This is a genomic window from Micromonospora sp. NPDC049004, from assembly GCF_040649315.1.
In the GTDB taxonomy this organism is placed as follows: Bacteria; Actinomycetota; Actinomycetes; order Mycobacteriales; family Micromonosporaceae; genus Micromonospora.
The window spans coordinates 24,318-39,218 of the sequence record NZ_JBEZFG010000017.1; the positions used below are offsets into that span (position 1 = coordinate 24,318).

General features: G+C 71.7%; 17 protein-coding genes. 14 read left to right on the top strand and 3 right to left on the bottom strand.

Annotated elements, in window-relative coordinates:
* Positions 1 to 61: 61 nt before the first annotated feature.
* The 10 genes from sufD to AB0B97_RS31665 all read left to right on the top strand — a co-directional run bounded on the left by sufD (position 62) and on the right by AB0B97_RS31665 (position 7,366).
* Complete coding sequence (gene sufD, locus AB0B97_RS31620) at positions 62 to 1,207, top strand: Fe-S cluster assembly protein SufD (protein ID WP_357498880.1); 1,146 nt, start codon at positions 62 to 64, stop codon at positions 1,205 to 1,207.
* Entirely contained in the window at positions 1,207 to 1,533 is a 327-nt protein-coding gene (locus tag AB0B97_RS31625; protein ID WP_234588432.1) for a non-heme iron oxygenase ferredoxin subunit, read from the top strand. Before sufD ends, AB0B97_RS31625 begins: the two co-directional genes overlap by 1 nt.
* Positions 1,533 to 2,306 carry a Fe-S cluster assembly ATPase SufC gene (sufC, locus tag AB0B97_RS31630; protein WP_151489655.1) on the top strand — a complete coding sequence of 258 codons (774 nt, stop codon included), beginning with the start codon at positions 1,533 to 1,535 and terminating at the stop codon, positions 2,304 to 2,306. Before AB0B97_RS31625 ends, sufC begins: the two co-directional genes overlap by 1 nt.
* Positions 2,307 to 2,326: 20 nt before the next feature.
* The gene (locus AB0B97_RS31635) at positions 2,327 to 3,631 is read left to right on the top strand and encodes a cysteine desulfurase (RefSeq protein WP_357498883.1); all 1,305 of its coding nucleotides are present in this window, start codon (positions 2,327 to 2,329) and stop codon (positions 3,629 to 3,631) included.
* Between the two features lie 2 nt (positions 3,632 to 3,633).
* Complete coding sequence (gene sufU / locus AB0B97_RS31640; protein WP_357498935.1) at positions 3,634 to 4,107, top strand: Fe-S cluster assembly sulfur transfer protein SufU; 474 nt, start codon at positions 3,634 to 3,636, stop codon at positions 4,105 to 4,107.
* Positions 4,108 to 4,252: 145 nt separating this feature from the next.
* Entirely contained in the window at positions 4,253 to 4,708 is a 456-nt protein-coding gene (locus AB0B97_RS31645; protein ID WP_357498937.1) for a metal-sulfur cluster assembly factor, read from the top strand.
* Positions 4,709 to 5,236: 528 nt separating this feature from the next.
* Entirely contained in the window at positions 5,237 to 5,863 is a 627-nt protein-coding gene (locus tag AB0B97_RS31650; RefSeq protein ID WP_357498885.1) for a LysE family transporter, read from the top strand.
* A gap of 53 nt (positions 5,864 to 5,916) precedes the next feature.
* A complete protein-coding gene (locus tag AB0B97_RS31655; protein WP_357498887.1) occupies positions 5,917 to 6,579 on the top strand; it encodes an acVLRF1 family peptidyl-tRNA hydrolase in 663 nt (220 codons plus the stop codon).
* A gap of 107 nt (positions 6,580 to 6,686) precedes the next feature.
* Complete coding sequence (locus tag AB0B97_RS31660) at positions 6,687 to 6,998, top strand: muconolactone Delta-isomerase family protein (RefSeq protein ID WP_357498889.1); 312 nt, start codon at positions 6,687 to 6,689, stop codon at positions 6,996 to 6,998.
* Positions 6,999 to 7,000: 2 nt separating this feature from the next.
* Complete coding sequence (locus tag AB0B97_RS31665) at positions 7,001 to 7,366, top strand: DUF4440 domain-containing protein (protein ID WP_357498891.1); 366 nt, start codon at positions 7,001 to 7,003, stop codon at positions 7,364 to 7,366.
* Positions 7,367 to 7,426: 60 nt separating this feature from the next.
* Here AB0B97_RS31665 and AB0B97_RS31670 read toward each other — a convergent pair whose 3' ends face one another.
* Complete coding sequence (locus AB0B97_RS31670; RefSeq protein WP_357498893.1) at positions 7,427 to 8,329, bottom strand: neutral zinc metallopeptidase; 903 nt, start codon at positions 8,327 to 8,329, stop codon at positions 7,427 to 7,429.
* 245 nt (positions 8,330 to 8,574) lie between these two features.
* Between AB0B97_RS31670 and AB0B97_RS31675 the strand changes: the two genes are divergently transcribed.
* The gene (locus AB0B97_RS31675) at positions 8,575 to 10,179 is read left to right on the top strand and encodes an ABC-F family ATP-binding cassette domain-containing protein (RefSeq protein ID WP_357498895.1); all 1,605 of its coding nucleotides are present in this window, start codon (positions 8,575 to 8,577) and stop codon (positions 10,177 to 10,179) included.
* 46 nt (positions 10,180 to 10,225) lie between these two features.
* On the opposite strand, the gene AB0B97_RS31680 is transcribed toward AB0B97_RS31675, so the two are convergent.
* The gene (locus AB0B97_RS31680; RefSeq protein ID WP_357498897.1) at positions 10,226 to 10,825 is read right to left on the bottom strand and encodes a cadmium resistance transporter; all 600 of its coding nucleotides are present in this window, start codon (positions 10,823 to 10,825) and stop codon (positions 10,226 to 10,228) included.
* Between the two features lie 212 nt (positions 10,826 to 11,037).
* On the opposite strand from AB0B97_RS31680, the gene AB0B97_RS31685 reads away from it, so the two are divergent.
* The 3 genes from AB0B97_RS31685 to AB0B97_RS31695 all read left to right on the top strand — a co-directional run bounded on the left by AB0B97_RS31685 (position 11,038) and on the right by AB0B97_RS31695 (position 14,170).
* Positions 11,038 to 11,265 (top strand): helix-turn-helix domain-containing protein, encoded by a 228-nt coding sequence (locus tag AB0B97_RS31685; RefSeq protein ID WP_007462679.1) that lies wholly within the window; start codon positions 11,038 to 11,040, stop codon positions 11,263 to 11,265.
* Between the two features lie 46 nt (positions 11,266 to 11,311).
* A complete protein-coding gene (locus tag AB0B97_RS31690; RefSeq protein WP_357498899.1) occupies positions 11,312 to 12,079 on the top strand; it encodes an enoyl-CoA hydratase/isomerase family protein in 768 nt (255 codons plus the stop codon).
* Positions 12,080 to 12,193: 114 nt separating this feature from the next.
* Complete coding sequence (locus AB0B97_RS31695) at positions 12,194 to 14,170, top strand: ABC transporter ATP-binding protein (RefSeq protein WP_357498939.1); 1,977 nt, start codon at positions 12,194 to 12,196, stop codon at positions 14,168 to 14,170.
* Positions 14,171 to 14,272: 102 nt separating this feature from the next.
* Here AB0B97_RS31695 and mug read toward each other — a convergent pair whose 3' ends face one another.
* Entirely contained in the window at positions 14,273 to 14,872 is a 600-nt protein-coding gene (gene mug / locus AB0B97_RS31700) for a G/U mismatch-specific DNA glycosylase (protein WP_357498901.1), read from the bottom strand.
* Positions 14,873 to 14,901: the final 29 nt, after the last annotated feature.

The window sequence follows — 14,901 nt, forward strand, 5'->3', positions numbered from 1 at the left end:
CTCGGCCCGCCCGCACCCTGCCCCAACCTCGTCGTCACGGAACAGACAGACCAAGGAAGACATGACTACCCAGGCTTCCGCGCCACCGCCCAGCACCAAGTCGCAGGCGTTGCGCTCGTACGACGTCGCCGACTTCCCGGCCCTCACCGGCCTGGAGGAGGAGTGGCGTTTCACCCCGCTCAAGCGACTGCGCGGCCTCGCCGGCGACGCGCAGGCCGGCACCGGCACGGTCCGGCACGAGTACGGCGAGCTGCCCGAGGGCGTGGCCATCGAGCGCATCGGCACCGACGACCCGCGGGTGGGCAGCGTGCTCACCCCGGTCGACCGGGTCAGCGCGCTCGCGTACGGCGGCGCCGGGCAGGCGCTGCTGTTCTCGGTCGCGAGCGATGTCGTGGTGGGCGCCCCGGTGAGCGTGCGGGTGGTCGGCGACGGCGGCGAGGGTCTGGCCTTCGGGCACACCTTCGTCGAGGTGGGCCGCTTCGCGGAGCTGACGCTGGTGCTGGAGCACGTCGGCTCGGCGACCCTGGCGGACAACGTCGAGGTGTCGGTGGGCGACGGGGCCAAGCTGACCCTGGTCACCGTTGCCGACTGGGCACCGGACGCGGTGCAGGCGCAGCACCTCAAGTTCAAGCTCGGCCGGGACGCCCGGGTGACGCACGTGCAGGTGAGCCTGGGCGGTGACCTGGTGCGCCAGTTCACCAGCGTGGAGTACACCGGCCGGGGCGGCGAGGCCGAGCTGTACGGCGTCTACTTCGCCGACGGTGGCCAGCACCTGGAGCACCGCCAGCTGGTCGACCACTCCGTGCCGGACTGCCGCAGCTACGTCGGCTACCGGGGCGCCCTGCAGGGCGCGGACGCGCACACCGTCTGGGTGGGCGACGTGCTGATCCGGGCCGAGGCGACCGGCACCGACACGTACGAGATCAACCGGAACCTGCTGCTCACCGACGGTGCGCGGGCGGACTCCGTACCCAATCTGGAGATCGAGACCGGCGAGATCGCCGGCGCCGGCCACGCCAGCGCGACCGGCCGGTTCGACGACGAGCAGTTGTTCTACCTGATGGCCCGGGGCATCCCGGAGGGTGAGGCCCGCCGACTGGTGGTCCGCGGCTTCTTCGCCGAGGTGATCAACAAGATCCCGGTCGAGGAGCTGCGCGAGCGCCTGGGCGACGCGATCGAGGCCCGGCTGGCCAAGGCGGGCGCCTGATGATCCGCATCTGCTCCACCGAGGACGTGCCGAAGGGCACCGCGATCAGCGCGGACGTCGACGGCACCCCGATCGCCCTGGTGCACGGCGAGGACGGCGAGTTCTACGCCGCGTACGACGAGTGCTCGCACGCCGCGGTCGCCCTCTCCGAGGGTGAGGTCGACGGCTGCACGCTGGAGTGCTGGCTGCACGGCTCGCGCTTCGACCTGCGCACCGGTGCGCCGACCGGCCTGCCCGCCACCGAACCCGTCCCCGTCTACCCCGTCGAAGTCCGCGACGGCGACATCTACCTCAGCCTGACGCCGAGTAATGGAGTGACCCGATAATGAGCACCCTGGAGATCCGCGACCTGAAGGTGTCGGTCAAGCTGCCCGAGGGTGAGCTCAAGCCGATCCTGGCCGGCGTCGACCTGACCGTGAAGTCGGGGGAGACCCACGCGATCATGGGCCCGAACGGGTCCGGCAAGTCCACCCTGGCGTACTCGATCGCCGGCCACCCGAAGTACGAGATCACCGGCGGTTCGGTGACCCTCGACGGCGAGGACGTGCTGGCCATGACCGTCGACGAGCGCGCTCGCGCCGGCCTCTTCCTGGCCATGCAGTACCCGGTCGAGGTGCCCGGCGTCTCGGTGGCGAACTTCCTGCGTACCGCGAAGACCGCCATCGACGGCGAGGCCCCGAAGCTGCGCACCTGGGGTGGCGAGCTGCGCGGCGCGATGGAGCGCCTGCAGATGGACCCGGCGTTCGCCCAGCGCAACGTCAACGAGGGCTTCTCCGGCGGTGAGAAGAAGCGGCACGAGATCGTCCAGCTGGAGCTGCTCAAGCCGAAGATCGCGATCCTCGACGAGACCGACTCGGGCCTCGACGTGGACGCGCTGCGCGTGGTCAGCGAGGGCGTCAACCGGGTCCGCGACACCGGTGACACCGGCGTGCTGCTGATCACCCACTACACGCGGATCCTGCGCTACATCAAGCCGGACTTCGTGCACGTCTTCGTGGCCGGCCGGATCGTCGAGCAGGGCGGCCCGGAGCTGGCCGACAAGCTCGAGGCCGAGGGCTACGAGCGGTATGCCGCCGGGGCCGGCACGGCCAAGGCCTGAGTGGGGAAGGCGCTGCCGAGATGACCAGCATCGCGATCCCCGAGGGGATGCCGCAGTACGACGACGTGCCGCGTTTCGACGTGGCCCGGGTACGCGCCGACTTCCCGATCCTCGATCGGGAGATCAACGGGCACCCGCTGGTCTACCTCGACAGCGCCAACACCTCGCACAAGCCCCGGCAGGTGCTCGACGTGCTCGACGAGCACTACGCGCGGCACAACGCCAACGTGTCGCGCTCGGTGCACACCCTGGGCACCGAGGCAACCGAGGCGTACGAGGGGGCGCGGGCCAAGATCGCCGCGTTCATCAACGCGCCGAGCGTCGACGAGGTGGTGTTCACCAAGAACTCCACCGAGGCGATCAACATCGTGGCGTACGCCTTCTCGAACGCCTCGCTGCGCCCGGACGCCGACCCCCGGTTCCGGCTCGGCCCCGGCGACGAGGTGGTGATCTCCGAGATGGAGCACCACTCGAACATCGTCCCGTGGCAGCTGCTCTGCGAGCGGACCGGCGCGACCCTGCGCTGGTTCCCGGTGACCGACCAGGGTCGGCTCGACGAGTCGGGCTTGGAGGACCTGGTCACCGAACGGACGAAGATCGTCTCGCTGGTGCACGTGTCCAACATCCTCGGCACCGTCAACGCGACCTCCCGGATCACCGCGCGGGTCCGCGAGGTGGGCGCGCTGCTGCTGCTGGACTGCTCGCAGTCGGTGCCGCACCTGCCCATCGACGTCGTCGACCTGGACGCCGACTACATCGTGTTCACCGGGCACAAGATGCTGGGTCCGACCGGCATCGGCGTGCTCTGGGGCCGCGGTGAGCTGCTGGCGGCCATGCCGCCGGTGATGGGCGGCGGCTCGATGATCGAGACGGTGACCATGGCCCGGTCGACGTTCGCCGCGCCGCCGGCCCGCTTCGAGGCGGGCACCCCGCCGATCGCCGAGGCGGTCGCGCTCGGCGCTGCCGTCGACTACCTGACCGGCGTCGGGATGCGGGCCGTCCAGTGGCACGAGAAGGAGCTGACGGCGTACGCGCTGGAGGCCCTCGGCACGGTGCCGGACCTGCGGATCTTCGGCCCGACCGTGCCGGTGGGCCGCGGCGGCACCATCTCGTTCGCCCTCGGTGACGTGCACCCGCACGACGTGGGCCAGGTGCTCGACTCGCTCGGCGTGCAGGTGCGGGTGGGCCACCACTGCGCGAAGCCGGTGTGCAGCCGGTTCGGCGTCCCGGCGATGACCCGGGCCTCGTTCTACCTCTACACCACCACCGAGGAGATCGACGCCCTGGTGGGCGGTCTGGAGCAGGTGCGGAAGGTGTTCGACTGATGGTGCAACTCGACCAGCTCTACCAGGAGATCATCCTGGACCACTACAAGCATCCGCACGGCCGTGGCCTGCGCGACGCCGACGACGCGACCGACCAGGTCGCGGAAGCGCACCACGTCAACCCGACCTGCGGCGACGAGATCACCGTCCGGGTGGCCACCGACGGCGATGTGCTGCACGACATCTCGTACGACGGCATGGGCTGCTCGATCAGCCAGGCCTCGGCGAGCGTGCTGCACGAACTGCTGCGCGGTCGGGGCACCGGGGAAGCATTCGAGGTGCACGAGGCGTTCGTCGAGTTGATGTCCGGTCGTGGCCAGGTCACGCCGGACGAGGACGTACTCGGTGACGGGGTTGCTTTCGCGGGTGTCGCCCGCTACCCCGCCCGGGTCAAGTGTGCGCTGCTGCCGTGGATGGCGTTCAAGGACGCCGCGGCACGCGCCGGTGTGGGCGTGAGCCCGGAGGTGAAGGCGTGAGCGTGCGTCAGCGAGCGATTTCCAGCAGCACTGTGGTGCCGGGTGGCATCACGAAGCGAACCGGAGGGACGGCATGAGCGAGAACACCGCTACCGCGGCGACGCCGGAGGCCGGTGACGCCACCGCGGCGCCGCAGACCGACGCCGTGACGACCGACGGAGCCGCGACGACCAACGCCGTCGCGACCGACGGCGCTGCGACGACCGACGCCGTTGCGACCGACGCGGCTGCGACCCCGGGTGCCGGCGACGCCGCCACCTCGACGGGCGGCGTCAGCAAGGCGATGATCGCCGACATCGAGGAGGCGATGAAGGACGTCGTCGACCCCGAGCTGGGCATCAACGTGGTCGACCTCGGCCTGGTGTACGGGGTGCACGTCGACGACGAGAACGTCGCGACCCTGGACATGACGCTCACCTCGGCGGCCTGCCCGCTGACCGACGTCATCGAGGACCAGGCCCGGCAGGCGCTGACCACCGGCCCGGGCGGCGGCCTGGTCAACGACATCCGGATCAACTGGGTGTGGCTCCCGCCGTGGGGCCCGGACAAGATCACCGACGAGGGTCGGGACCAGCTCCGTTCCCTCGGCTTCAACGTCTGACCCGACTCCGTCCCACAGTCGTCGAGCGCGGTGCCCTCCGGGGTGCCGCGCTCGATCCGTTGCGGGATGCGCAGGAAACCGCAGTGGCCCGGAGCCCCGCACTTGTCGACCCTGACGGGCCCAAGGTCGTGCTCGATCATTGATGTAGTGGCCTCGGTGCGTCGCCGAGGCCACTACATCCTGCTTGGAGCGCGATCTTGGCCGGATCGCCGTTGACGTTCGCGGCTCGCCTCCAGATGGGCTTGCTCGCCGGCGGCCTTGGCAAGATCCGCGCAACTTCACCGATGTTGCTGTCTCCCGCCAGGCTGAGGCAGCAACATCGGCGATGTTGTGAGGATCTTGGCGTGGGCGTGGGCGTGGGCGTGGGCGTGGGGCGTGGGTGAAAGTCCGTTGCGGGGGCGTGGGTGGGGCGCGCAGGATGCCGACTGTGATTGAGGCGTACCCGATGCAGGTTTCTGTCCGTGCGGCCACCGCCGCGCGTCGACAGCGCACCGTGCCCGGGGTGGCCTCGACCCGTCGCCCGTCGTCGTGAGCGGCGCGTTCCTCGCCGGTCTGGTGGCCGGGTACGGCGTCGCCATCCCGGTCGGCGCGATAGCGATCCTCATCCTGGGGCTCAGCGCCCGTACCTCGTTCCGGGTCGGCGCGGCCGCGGCGCTCGCGGTGGCGACGGCCGACGGGCTGTACGCGGCGGTCGCCGCGTTCGGCGGCGCGAGCCTGGCCGGGGTCGTCGCCCCGGCGGCCGGTCCGCTGCGGGTGGTCGCCGCAGTGGTCCTGCTGGGGCTCGCCGCGCACGGCCTCTGGCGCACGTGGACCACCCACCGCGCCCGGCCGGCGCCATCGGCCGGCGGGGGCCTGCGTACTCCCGCTCGGGCGTACGCGGCGGTGCTCGGGCTGACCCTGCTGAACCCGATGACAGTGCTCTACTTCGCCGCGCTGGTGCTCGGGCGCCGGGACACCGCGGACGCGAACGGGCTGACCGCCGGGCTCTTCGTGGCCGGCGTGTTCCTGGCGTCGGCGAGCTGGCAGCTGCTCATCGCGGGCGGCGGCACGATGGTCGGCCGGGCGCTGACCGGGCCGCGTGGCCGGCTCGTCACCGGCCTGGTCTCCAGCGCGCTCATCGCCGCGCTCGCGGTGGTGGCGCTGCTGCCCGGCTGAGGCCGAACCCGCCCGACGCCCCGCCCCGAGCCGTCGTGGCGTACGGTCGGGCCGTGACCAGTCGACCCGCAGCCGGGGGCGGCCGGTGGGTCGAGGTCGACCCGGCCCGCGTCGGCCGCTGGGTCGAGGGCTTCGCCGACCGGCACGGCCCGCCCACCACCACCGCGCGGGAGTACGGCCTGCTGCTCACCGCCCCCGACGGGACCACCGCCGAGCTGTACGCCCCGCCGGGCGCTCCGGTCGGCGCGGACGTGGCGGCCTTCGTCGCCGCAGCCGGCGCACCGCACCGGATCGGCCTGCTGCTGGCCCGCAAGGGTGCGGTGGCGGTAGGTGTGGCGCAGGGCCCCGACCTCGTGGTCTCCAAGGTGGACACCCGGTACGTGCAGGGGCGCACCGCCGCCGGGGGATGGTCGCAGCACCGGTTCGCCCGCCGCCGCGACAACCAGGCCAAGGCGGCGCTGGGCGACGCGGCGGACCTGGCCGTACGCCTGCTGTTGCCGGAGGCGGCGCGGCTCGCGGCCCTCGTCTGTGGCGGTGACCGGCGGGCGGTGGACACGGTGCTGGCCGACCGGCGGTTGGCCCCGCTCGTGCCGCTGCGGGCCGAGCGGTTGCTCGACGTGCCGGAGCCGCGGCACGCGGTGCTGGTGGCGGCGGTGGGCGCGGCCCGGGCGGTACGGATCCGGCTGCGCGACCCGGAGCCCGATCCCGCGCGGTAACGGCCGCCGGCCTCGGCGCCAGCGACGGCGGGCCGCAGGGGGAGACGACCGCCACGCAGATCGGGGTTCCCGGCGTGCTGCCGGGCCGCCGGCCGGAGGATGGGCGGGTGGAGTTCCTGGTTGACATGGTGACGACGGTTCCCGACGGCACGTCCGAGGACGAGGTCGCCGACATGCGCGCACGCGAGGCGGCGCGTTCGGCCGAGCTGGTGGCACAGGGCACCCTCCTGCGCCTGTGGCGGCCGCCGCTGGCGCCGGGGGAGTGGCGTACGTGGGGGCTCTTCCAGGCCGCCGACGCGGACGAGTTGGAGGCGGTCCTCGCGTCGATGCCGCTGCGCGCCTGGCGGCGGGAGACGGTCACCGTGTTGACGCCGCACCCGAACGACCCGGGTCAGCCGCCCCGGCAGGCGAGGAGTTGACGGTGGCCGGCAGCGAGGCGGACGTCCTGCGGACCGTCCTGGACCGGTGGAAGTCGGCCGTCGACGCCCACCAGCCGGATCAGGTCGCGTCGGTCTTCACCGAGGATGCGATCTTCCAGGGCCTGCGCCCGTACGTCGTCGGCCGGGCCGGCGTCGCCGCGTACTACGCCGCGCAGCCGCTCGGCCTGACCGCCGCGTACGAGATCCGGGAGACCCGGCGGCTCGCCGACGACGCGGTCCTCGGCTACCTGGAGGTCGCGTTCGGGTTCACCGACCGACCGGCGCTGAGGGTGTACCTCGGCGTGTTGGTGCGGCGGGTCGGGGACGCCTGGTTGATCGGGCACTACCAGGTCTCCCGGCTCGACTGACCACCCAACGACAATCGCGGCAGGCCCGCTCGGCGGGCCTGCCGCGATCGCGTGGAGATGTCAGAGCTGGTTGGTGCCGAAGGTGTCGCAGGTCTTCGGGTCGCCGCTGTTGTAGCCCTGCTCGAACCACTTCTGCCGCTGGGCGGCGGTGCCGTGGGTGTACGAGCTCGGGTCGTTGCCGCGGCCGGACTTCTGCTGAATGGCGTCGTCGCCGATCGCGCCAGCGGTGTCCACCGCGTCCTGGATGTCCTGCTCGCTGATCGACTTGAAGATCGCCTTGTCGTTCTTCGACTTGGTCTCCGTGGCGTGGTTGGCCCAGGCGCCCGCGAAGCAGTCCGCCTGCAACTCCAGCCGGACCGAGCCGGAGGTGGCCCCGGTCTTGCCGTCCTGCGCCTTGGCCTCGGTGCCGAGCAGGTCCTGCACGTGGTGGCCGTACTCGTGCGCGAGAACGTACGGCTGGGGGAACTCGCCGTCGACGCCGAACTCGGACTTGAGCGTGTCGTAGAAGGTCAGGTCGATGTAGACATGCTTGTCCGCCGGGCAGTAGAACGGGCCGACACCCGAGTCGGCCTGACCGCAGCCGGTGTTCACGCTGTTGCTGAAGAACCGCGTGGTGACCGGTTGGTACTGGTCGCCGAACGCCTTCGGCATGGCGTCCTTCCAGTAAGCCTGGATGGAATTGATGAAGAGGGTGTTGCGGCAGTCCTCGGTCTTGGTCGCGCTCGCGGAGCACTCGGCGTCCAGGCTGGAGTTGTCGGCTGGCTGGTCGCTGCCGCCGCCGCCGAGCTGGCTGAGCCCGAACCCGCCACCGGCCAACGCCAGCACGACGGCGATGATGATGCCGATCAGGCCGCCGCCCCCGGGGATCGGGATCCCGAGGCCTCCGCCTCCGCCGCCTCCGCCGGATCCACGCATGTCCTCTACCTGACTGGTGTCGACCTGCGCGTTCTCGTTCAGCTCCATGATGACCTCGATCGCGTGAAATGTCCTGTGATAGGCCGTCAGCGCCGGACCGGGTCCGGACGGCGATTCGGTACCCGATGATCTTGATTGGTAATCCGGCCCGGCCGCTCGACCGCGCCCCGGTACACTTGTCCCCGTGCCGCGCTGCGAAGGCTGAACCGCCCCGCGCCGACGGGCCCACCGCCCGCCGGCGCTTTCGCGTGCCCTGAGTCAGCCTTCCAGACCCCGAGAGCGAGTCCCACGAGATGATCACTGCCACCGGCCTGGAGTTGCGCGCCGGCTCCCGGATCCTGCTGTCCGACACCACGCTGCGCGTGCAGCCCGGTGACCGGATCGGCCTGGTCGGCCGCAACGGCGCCGGCAAGACCACCACCCTGAAGGTGCTCGCCGGCGAGGGGCAGCCGTACGGCGGGCAGATCGACCAGCGCAGCGCCATCGGCTACCTCCCGCAGGATCCACGCACCGGCGACCTGGAGGTCACCGGCCGCGACCGGGTGCTCTCCGCCCGTGGCCTGGACGTGCTGATGTCCCAGATGAAGGAGATCGAGGCCCAACTGGCCGAGGACGCCAGCGACAAGCTGGTCCGCCGCTACGGCGCGCTGGAGGACCAGTTCGCCGCCCTGGGCGGGTACGCGGCCGAGGCCGAGGCCGCTCGCATCTGCGCCAACCTGGGGCTGCCGGACCGCGCGCTCGCCCAGACCATCGGCACTCTCTCCGGCGGTCAGCGCCGGCGCATCGAGCTGGCCCGGATCCTGTTCCGCGACGCCGGTGAGAACGGCGGCGGCATCCTGCTGCTCGACGAGCCGACGAACCACCTCGACGCGGACTCGATCACCTGGTTGCGGGGCTTCCTCGCCAACCACAAGGGCGGCCTCATCGTGATCTCCCACGACGGCGCGCTGCTGGAGTCGGTGGTCAACAAGGTCTGGTTCCTCGACGCCACCCGGTCCGTGATCGACGTCTACAACCTGGGCTGGAAGGCGTACCTGGAGGCCCGCGAGACCGACGAGCGCCGCCGCCGCCGGGAGCGGGCCAACGCGGAGAAGAAGGCCGGCGCGTTGATGGCGCAGGCCGACAAGATGCGGGCCAAGGCCACCAAGACCGTGGCCGCGCAGAACATGGCCCGCCGCGCCGAGAAGCTGATCTCGGGCCTGGAGGAGGTACGCGTCGCCGACCGGGTGGCCAAGGTGCGCTTCCCCAGCCCCGCCCCGTGTGGCAAGACGCCGCTCACCGCGACCGGCCTGTCCAAGTCGTACGGCTCGCTGGAGATCTTCACCGACGTCAACGTCGCGGTGGACCGTGGTTCCCGGGTGGCCATCCTCGGGCTCAACGGCGCCGGCAAGACGACGCTGCTGCGGATGCTCGGCGGGCTGCTCAACCCGGACACGGGCGAGGTGCACGCGGGGCACGGGCTGCGGTTGGGGTACTACGCCCAGGAGCACGAGACGCTTGACGTGGAGCGGACGGTGCTGGAGAACATGCGCGCCGCCGCCGTCGAGCAGTCCGACACCGACCTGCGCAAGATCCTCGGCGCGTTTCTGTTCTCGGGCGACGACGTGAACAAGCCGGCCGGGGTGCTCTCCGGCGGCGAGAAGACCCGGCTGGCGCTGTCCACCCTGGTCTGCTCCGGCGCCAACGTGCTGCTGCTCGACGAGCCGACCAACAACCTCGACCCGGTCAGCCGCGAGCAGGTGCTCGACGCGATCGCCAACTACCCGGGCGCCATCGTGCTGGTCACGCACGACCCGGGCGCGGTGCTCGCGCTCAAGCCCGACCGCGCGATCCTGCTGCCCGACGGCGACGAGGACGCCTGGAGCGACGACCTCCTCGAACTGGTCGAGCTGGCCTGACCGCAGCGCCGTACTGGTCGAGCCGGCCTGACCGCCGGGCCGGGCCTCAGCCCAGCAGGTCGACCAGCCGGCCGAGCACGCCGGAGCTGACCAGGATCACCACGCCGATGGCGACGAAGATGGCCGGCACCAGCCAGTGGCCGGCACGCTCCACCAGGCGTACCACCCTGCGGTGTCCACCCAGCCAGGCCGCGGCGGCGCACCATACGCCGACGAACACGACGAAGACCAGCAGGAAGACCGCGCTGTCGCCGGGGCCGAGAGCCCGGAACACGGGTACGTAGACGGCCACGTTGTCGGCGCCGTTGGCGATGGTCACCCCGGCCACGCCGAGTGTCCCGCTGACGACAGTGGCCGGCTCGTCATCGTCCGCGCCGCGCAGCGCGCGGATGCCCAACGCGATCGGCAGCAGGCCGAGCAGCCCGGTCCACGGGTCCGGCACGACCAGCAGCCCGGCGGCGACCACAGCGCTGGCCAGCGCGAGCGCGCCGATGCCGAGGTACTGGCCCGCGACGATCTGCCAGGTGCGGGGCCGGCCGGTGGTGCGGGCCGCCACGAAGAACAGCGTGAGGATGACGATGTCGTCGATGTCGGTGGCGGCGAAGACCACCGCCGCTCCGGCCGCGGTGCCGAACAGGTCGATCACGCCCGGGAGCGTACGGGTCGAGGCGTCGCCGCCCGGCGGTGGCCCTTCCGGACGGTGCGCCGGGACCGATCGCGAGGATCACTCTATCGGGAAGCTGACATTGCATAGCGTGTCGGTTGGCGAAGAGTTGATATCTGGCGCATGATCGTCCGAGGCGGTCTAATAGGTGGGACCGTATCCGAACCGCACAGTCTGGGACGTGAGGACACAGCATGGCAGCCACTGGCACAGCCACCAGCACTGAGAAGGGTCGCCGGATCGTCGGAGCCGAGCGTCAGACGCTCGCCAAGGACCTGGTAAAGCGGTACACGTCGGGGGAGAGCATCCGCGCGCTGGCGGCCTCGACCGGCCGTTCCTACGGGTTCATCCACCGAGTGCTCACCGAGTCCGGGGTTCAGCTGCGTCAGCGCGGCGGTGCCCGGCGCCGCAAGAAGGCGTGACCCGCCCCTTCGCGTCGTTCACCAACGCCGCGCCCCGGGCAGCCCGGTGACCGCCGAGGCGACCGGGGTTCGGCTGACCTGCGACGGGCCGGTTGCCACGGTGACGTTGTGCCGGCCCGACGTGCTCAATGCCCAGACGCCGGCGATGTGGCGCGCGATGAGCGACTTCTCCCGCGACCTGCCCGGTGACGTCCGGGTGGTGGTGGTGCGTGGCGAGGGGCGTGCGTTCTCCGCCGGCCTCGACCTCGCGGTGGCCGGCGCATCCGGCCCGGGGTCGTTCGCCGAGCTGGCCACGCTGCCCGAGCAGGAGTGCGCGGACCGGATCGCCGAGTTCCAGGCCGGCTTCACCTGGCTGCACCGGCCGGACGTCATCTCGGTGGCCGCCGTGCAGGGGCACGCGATCGGCGCGGGTTTCCAACTCGCTCTGGCCTGTGACCTGCGGGTCCTGGCCGCCGACGCGAAGTTGTCGATGGCCGAGGTGACGCTCGGGCTGGTGCCCGACCTGGCCGGCACCAAGCGCCTCGTCGAGCTGGTCGGCTATTCCCGGGCGCTGGAGATCTGCGCGACCGGCCGACGGCTGGACGCCGCCGAGGCGGACCGGATCGGCCTGGCCACCCTTGTCGTACCGCCGGCGGAGCTGGATGGCGCGGTCCGTGACCTGACCGCGGGCCTGCTGGCCGGGCCCCGCGACGCGGTGGTGGAGATCAAGGCCCTGCTCGCCGGCGCGGCGGGGCGGTCGCACGCCGACCAGCAGCGCGCCGAGCGGGAGGCGCAGACCCGCCGCCTGCGGGATCTGGCCGGCCGCGGAGAATAGTAAGGACCGTACGGGAAGATCCGGGTTACGACCGAGGTTGTCAGAGTCGTCGGGAGAATTGACCTGACGTGTGTGGTCCACCCGACGACCCGGAGGTGAGCGGTGTCCAACCCGATGTCCGGCGGTGGCATGGCCGGGTGGAGCATGCTCCGGTCGATGCGTAACCGCGACGAGGTCTCCACCCACCGGCTCAAGCACGGCGTGGCCCGCCGCATCGTGGCCTTCGCCCAGCCCTACCGGCGCGACATCATCGTCTTTCTGGCCACCGTGGTGCTGGCCGCCATCATCGGCGTGGCGACGCCGGTGCTCGCCGGTGACGTCATCAACGCCATCAACCGGGGCGGCAGCGAGGCCGGTCGGCTCGTGGTCCAGCTGGCCCTGTTCATCGCCGGGCTGGCCGTCGCCGACGCGCTGCTGTCCCTGGCCCAGCGGTGGTATTCGGCCCGCATCGGCGAGGGCATCATCCTCGACCTGCGCACCCGGGTCTACGACCACGTGCAGCGGATGCCGTTGCAGTTCTTTACCCGCACCCAGACCGGGGCCCTGGTCAGCCGCCTCAACAACGACGTTCTCGGCGCCCAGCGGGCGTTCACCTCCACCCTGTCCGGTGTGGTCAGCAACGTCATCCAACTGGTCCTCACCGCCGCGGTGATGTTCACCCTCTCCTGGCAGATCACCGCGCTCTCACTGGTGCTGCTCCCGATCTTCATCATCCCGGCCCGACGGGTCGGACGGCGGCTGGCCGACATCACCCGCGAGGCGTACAACCTCGACGCCAAGATGAGCGCGACCATGACCGAACGGTTCGGGGTGGCCGGGGCGCTGCTGGTGAAGCTGTTCGGCCAGCCCGAGATCGAGGCCCGCCGGTTCGCCGACCGGGCCGAGCGGGTGCGTGACATCGGCATCCAGTCCGCCATGTACTCCCGGACGTTCTTCGTGGCGATGCTGCTGGTCGCCTCGCTGGCGCAGGCACTCACCTACGGCCTCGGCGGTTGGCTCGCCGTCACCGGCGGCGTCAGCGCGGGCACCGTGGTGACCCTCGCGCTGCTGCTCACGCGGCTGTACGGGCCGCTCACCGCGCTCTCCAACGTCCGGGTGGACGTGATGAGCGCGCTGGTCTCCTTCGACCGCGTCTTCGAGGTGCTCGACCTGCAGCCGGGCATCGTCGAGAAGCCCGACGCGGTGCCGGTGCCCCGCGGCAACGGTCGCGTCGACTTCCGCGACGTCCGCTTCCGCTACCCGAGCGCCGCCGAGATCTCCCTCGCCTCGCTGGAGGAGGTCGCCACCCTCGACCGGACGGTCAACGAGCCGGTGCTCAAGGGCGTCTCGTTCAGCGTCGAGCCGGGCCAGATGGTCGCCCTCGTCGGCCCGTCCGGCGCCGGCAAGTCGACGCTGTCCATGCTCATCTCCCGCATCTACGACGTCACCGACGGCCAGGTGCTGGTCGGCGGGACGGACGTGCGCGACGCGACGCTCGCCTCCCTGCGCGACGAGATCGGCGTCGTCACCCAGGATTCGCACCTGTTCCACGAGACGATCGCCGAGAACCTGCGGTACGCCAAGCCGGACGCCACCGACGACGAGATCTGGGCGGCGCTCGCCGGCGCCCAGGTCGCCGACCTCGTCCGGTCGCTGCCCGACGGGCTGGACACCACGGTGGGGGAGCGGGGCTACCGTTTCTCCGGCGGCGAGAAGCAGCGCATCGCCATCGCCCGGCTGCTGCTCAAGGCCCCGTCGATCGTGATCCTCGACGAGGCGACCGCACACCTGGACTCGGAGAGCGAGGCGGCCGTGCAGCGGGCGCTGTCGGTGGCGCTGGCCGGGCGTACCGCCCTGGTGATCGCGCACCGGCTCTCCACAGTCCGCGACGCCGACCAGATCCTCGTGCTCGACGGCGGGCGGATCGTCGAGCGGGGCCGCCACGACGAGCTGGTGGCGGTCGGCGGGCTCTACGCCGAGCTGTACCGCACCCAGTTCGCGGTCGCCGACTCGCCCCGGCCCTTCGTGGACGCGACCGGCCCCGAACCGGTGGTCATGCCCCTGGGCACGTACGTCGCCGACGAGGCGATGCCACCCGCCGCCGCCAACTGACCGACGATCGGTTGATCGACTCCGGTTCCTGGAAATCGGGGTGTCCCGGCCGCGTCGACAGGCCGACTTCCAGGAAGTCGAGTCGATCAACGGCAGGCGGCGTCAGGTCGGGCGGCGGTCCGGCAGTCCGGTCGCCTCGCGCAGCTCGGCGAACGCCGCGCCCAGCGTCACCGGCGTGAAGTGCGCGTTCAGTCCACTCGGGTTCGGCAGCACCCACAGCCGTGCCCCGGCCAGCGACTCCGGCTGCGGCCCGAAGGCGGCCTTCGGCCGCTGAAAGCCGATCCGGTACGCGGTCACCCCGACCACCGCCACCCAGCGCGGCCGGTACCGGGTCACCTTGTCGGTCAGGATCGCGGCGCCGTCGAGCAGTTCCTCGGCGGTCAGCTCGTCGGCGCGGGCGCTGGCCCGGGCGGCCATGTTGGTGATTCCGAGCCCGAGGGCGGGCAACTCGTCCTGCTCGCTCGGGTGCAGCAGCCGGGCAGTGAACCCGCCCAGGTGCAGGGCCGGCCAGAACCGGTTGCCGGGCCGGGCGAAATGCCAGCCGGTGGCGGCCGACCACAGGCCCGGGTTGATCCCGACGAAGAGCACCGACAGCGCCGGCGCGAGCACGTCCGGGATGGTCCAGTCGGTGGCGGCGGCCAGGTCCACCTTGCTCGGCCGTGGATGCGCGGCACCCGTGCGGCCTCCCAGCGCGGTCGGCACATCCCCGCCTCGGCCGCCCTCGCCGGGTG